Annotated in this window: 2 protein-coding genes and 1 CRISPR repeat array; both genes read right to left on the bottom strand. The window is 38.8% G+C overall.

All coding sequences use genetic code 11. The features are described from left to right. Nucleotides 1–317: 317 nt before the first annotated feature. Nucleotides 318–1,934 carry a CAP domain-containing protein gene (locus tag QXE01_11850; GenBank protein MEM4971931.1) on the bottom strand — a complete coding sequence of 539 codons (1,617 nt, stop codon included), beginning with the start codon at nucleotides 1,932–1,934 and terminating at the stop codon, nucleotides 318–320. 508 nt (nucleotides 1,935–2,442) lie between these two features. Next, a complete protein-coding gene (locus QXE01_11845; GenBank protein ID MEM4971930.1) occupies nucleotides 2,443–3,033 on the bottom strand; it encodes a hypothetical protein in 591 nt (196 codons plus the stop codon). Nucleotides 3,034–3,182: 149 nt separating this feature from the next. Continuing rightward, a CRISPR array of direct repeats spans nucleotides 3,183–4,159; the repeat unit is 24 nt; unit sequence CTTTCAGTCTTTTCTTATTGCTTC. Nucleotides 4,160–4,196: the final 37 nt, after the last annotated feature.

Below are 4,196 nucleotides of genomic sequence, written 5' to 3'. Positions count from 1 at the left end.
ACTATTAAAAGATCTCTGTGATAGAAACACTCTGCTATTCCTAGAGAAGAGAGAAGAATTGATAGAGTATGCCAACAGAGAAAAACTCTCAGAAAAATGCAACATAATACTTCTCGAGAAAAAATAACTCCCTCCAACCTAAACCTCAGCCCTTTCTCATCTTTCACTCTTTTCTTATTGTTTCATATCTCTTCAGATATATCGTTGCGAAGCAATGAGAAAAGATTGAATGAGAAATAGACATACCCTATATATTAGTCTCAGTGTTTCTACTATAACTATTGGATTAGATCATAAGGAATCTGCTCTTCTTCATGCTAAGGGATATTTACCGTGTACTCAAGTATCGGGACATAGTCTTTAAATCTATCTTTGTCATAAGGATGCGATATGCCGATGGTATTCTTAGCGAATATTGCTATTGTATAGATCCCTTTCTCTTTTGGCATCCACGTAAATTCAATGCAAAAGTTATCTCCCTGCTGAACCCATTTTGATGCTACAATGGTTTCTATGCCAGGGTAGTACTTGTTGGGCGATGGAACGACAACAGCCACTGGATTTCCAAGTGAGTAGCTTCCGCAGGTGGCGTTAGCCGTTGTGCACAAAGATCGGATGTTGAGCGTAAGCCATGATAGAAAGCCATTCTCCACGTACTTATATATAAGCACCTGTGTAATCTCGGAGCCGTTCAGCAGAAGTCTTCCACATGCTCTAAATATATTGTTGATATACGAGGGGGGATCTGACCAGAAGACCCAGACTTTGTTCATCTGCAGAACAATTATAAAGATCCCCTTACCCCAAGCCACCCCTATATCGACGTAATTATTGGTGGGATCAAGGAGAGAATCCCTGTGACCCCAGAAGCTTGATGCGTCATTATACACCATTTCATTCAGGATATCTAAAGCATAATTCATAGCATCGCTAGCATATATGTCAGCTGGCCTTAGAGGAGGAAAAAGGCACTTACCAACATAGCCAATGTTCTCCTCCATAGCATAAGCCCCTCCCAATAATGTATAATAGTAGGTAGTCGGAACTCTATTCAAATCACAGTGACCGTAATAAGCATTTCTAACCATGTCATCGGCCCGGTACTGCGCTATAGACAAGTTCAATAATTGCACGGGAGGTAGATTGTATGCAGCGCGGATCTTATTCAGCTCGTTTAGTACATTCAACTTGATGTCCAGGAGAGTAGGCTTTCTCCATACATTGCTCAACTCGCTTACTAAGAATCGACCAGCTGTGTCTATACAGTCCTTAACCGGCTCTATACCGGAGGCATAAGATATTAATATTGCTAGAATAATTAATGACATAAATGCTGCTACCTTAAGCCTGCTAACTCCTCTTTTCTTTGCAAGATATCCAAACCCTTGCTGAGCAACCTCTGGCTTGGATCTAGACACTTCAACCTTTATTTCTCGTTCACTAGGTTCTAGAGTCTTCTCTTCCTTTTCTCTGACTGGTTTTTGTTCAGATACAATGAATGGTTTTGTGAGGCTTTGTGTAGTTTTTTCCTTCTCCAGCTCGGACATGCTTGGTCTAATGAGATCCAGCTCTATGCTGGTTGGAGGGAGTCTTGATAGATAGCTATATATTAAGGGTAAGTATGGATACAGCTTTTTATGCCTAGGATCTATTGAAACCAACCGCTTGACGTCATCAGCATATTTAGCCAGAGGTCTAAGAGCCTCTGATATCTCAGCACATGCGAGAACTCTTGTCAAGAGATCATTGGCATTCACTTTAAAAATCGATGCCGTATCCTCTAACATAGATACCAGGGTTCCAAATTTCACGAGAAAACCGTCAACGGATCTAGTGTAGCTAGACTCTTTCACGAAGTTGAGAATAGCTGGCTGCATAAATATGATGATCACATCGTTTATGGAATCATCAAGACAGTGTATTACGTTATTCATTTTAAAACCCCTGCGTACTAACTTATATATTAAATAATATTAATTATTAAAAAATTTAACAGGATCGTGACCGCCATAAATATTCACCTAGTAGAATCATCATCGTGAAAATCATCGATATAGCAATAACAATTGTTGCATCTCAGTGGTATTACTCCAGTTGCAGGAGAGACGTCAGATTCTGCAACTACTTTGTGTCATATTTTTAAGGTTTGTGCTGATGAATGTAAGCTCCGTGCGTTGGATCCGAAGAATGCTTATGCCCCTGCGTAGAATGGCTGGTAGCCACAGTAAACCACAGGCAAGATATGGTAGTAGGATTCATATCAGGAGCAGTGGAGAGCGAAGATATGCTTCAACTCAGATGAAGAAAAATAGCATATCTTAGTATGAGGTCTCTAAGAAAACAGGCCTCTACAACCAACGTGGCGGGAGAGATGGGCTGACAACACTTAGATTGGAATAAGCTATAGAGAATAATCTTTTGAAAAAAGCTTTATATATCATTTTATGTTATTTCTAATAGCTCATAAGTTAATTCGGATGTCTTAGTTTCCATCATGAGGTATACGCATAGTGTATAGCCCTTATAATGAGGCACCCATATATCCGCTTTGGTTATATTAGCAAAGTCTGGATTGTTGGGGTTAGGTGTGAACATATATCTATCAACGTTTAAGGTAGTGTTTCCGTAGGATATTGAGGCTGATGATACGTGAGTTAGTGAACCTATTTCTGGAGGTGTGTAAGGCCATAGTATCATTGCAGTCAAGAATTGATGGGGGATGATGAAGAAGCTCATGAACGAGCCTACGATCTGTGCTACAGCATGTTCTACCATATATGGTGGTATTTCTTTCCCGTTGATCATTATCCTAGGCGTAATTCCAGTCTGTTTTGGAAGCCATATAATGACTGTTGTGCTACCGCTTTCTTCTTCAACTATAAATTCTATCCTCGTGTATTCCACACTTCCTACTACTTCAATTCCTTTATTGTAGTAATAGAAGAGCTCTATCTTAGATTCATTGTCAATGCGGTCGTAATCTCTAATTACGTGTAAATAGCAGAAACTATTCAAAGCATATGTTATAATCATAGAACTTCTCTAGAAGCTCTTTCTATTTCTCTTCAACACTACATTATTACATCCTGCTAGTTTTTAACAAAGCAGGTCCAACCCAGCTAAAATCTAACCTCTATTCTTTGCTACTATTTTTAGAATGAATCCACTAAAAGCACATCTTTCTTTCAGTCTTTTCTTATTGCTTCCCCGAACTACTATTATACGCATAAACACCTACTGGAGCCGCCAGCAAAGCCTTTCAGTCTTTTCTTATTGCTTCGCATACAACCACATTTCAGAGCTGGTGAAACAATACAAGCAGAAATACACTTTCAGTCTTTTCTTATTGCTTCGAACACTTTAAAGTTCACCAAGGTTTCCCAATAGATCTAGATGACGATCTTTCAGTCTTTTCTTATTGCTTCGAATGATTGTGTAGACACCGGTGCTGGTGTTGTAGAGGTACACTATGTACTTTCAGTCTTTTCTTATTGCTTCTCAAATAATCTTACTTCTCTTCAGACCTTTTCTTCTGAAACTCTCGCTCCCTTTCAGTCTTTTCTTATTGCTTCTTATGGCTAAAGGGGTATTTAAAGTTTTCCCCTGAGAACATTTTCACTCTTTCAGTCTTTTCTTATTGCTTCTCCTTACTCAACCTGAACACAGTAGAGAGAATCCTCTCCTCAAGAGTGTAACTTTCAGTCTTTTCTTATTGCTTCATTTTTCTCTCACTCTCCAATTATTTTTTATTGTAAAGGGGTATATACTTTCAGTCTTTTCTTATTGCTTCATTTACTTTATAAACCTCAATAATGATCCCGCCTTCTACAGTAAACTTGTCTTTCAGTCTTTTCTTATTGCTTCGATAGTAACAGCAGAAGAAGACCTAGGTACTAGAATTAGAGATCCAGAGCTCTTTCAGTCTTTTCTTATTGCTTCGGGTATTTCTAACGAATTTTCCAGCCTTGTACTGCACTGGGTCAATAGCTTTCAGTCTTTTCTTATTGCTTCTCTCGAGCTCCACTTCCCAACTATTTTATCTAGAGGTCTGAGGACTATGCTTTCAGTCTTTTCTTATTGCTTCTCCTCCTAGAAATAATAAGATCTCTTCAAGGCGGGGAAGTAGTAGAGTTCACTTTCAGTCTTTTCTTATTGCTTCCTGTGATGGTATTTTGCTTGGAGGTTTTTAAATTTTT

Source organism: Sulfolobales archaeon (genome assembly GCA_038897115.1).
In the GTDB taxonomy this organism is placed as follows: Archaea; Thermoproteota; Thermoprotei_A; order Sulfolobales; family AG1; genus AG1.
Note: the sequence above shows the minus strand (reverse complement) of the source record. Positions and strands in the feature narration are given on the sequence as shown.

Coding starts and splice junctions, on each gene's coding strand:
- QXE01_11850 (MEM4971931.1), bottom strand. CDS start 1,934: ATGAATAACGTAATACACTGTCTTGATGATTCCATAAACGATGTGATC.
- QXE01_11845 (MEM4971930.1), bottom strand. CDS start 3,033: ATGATTATAACATATGCTTTGAATAGTTTCTGCTATTTACACGTAATT.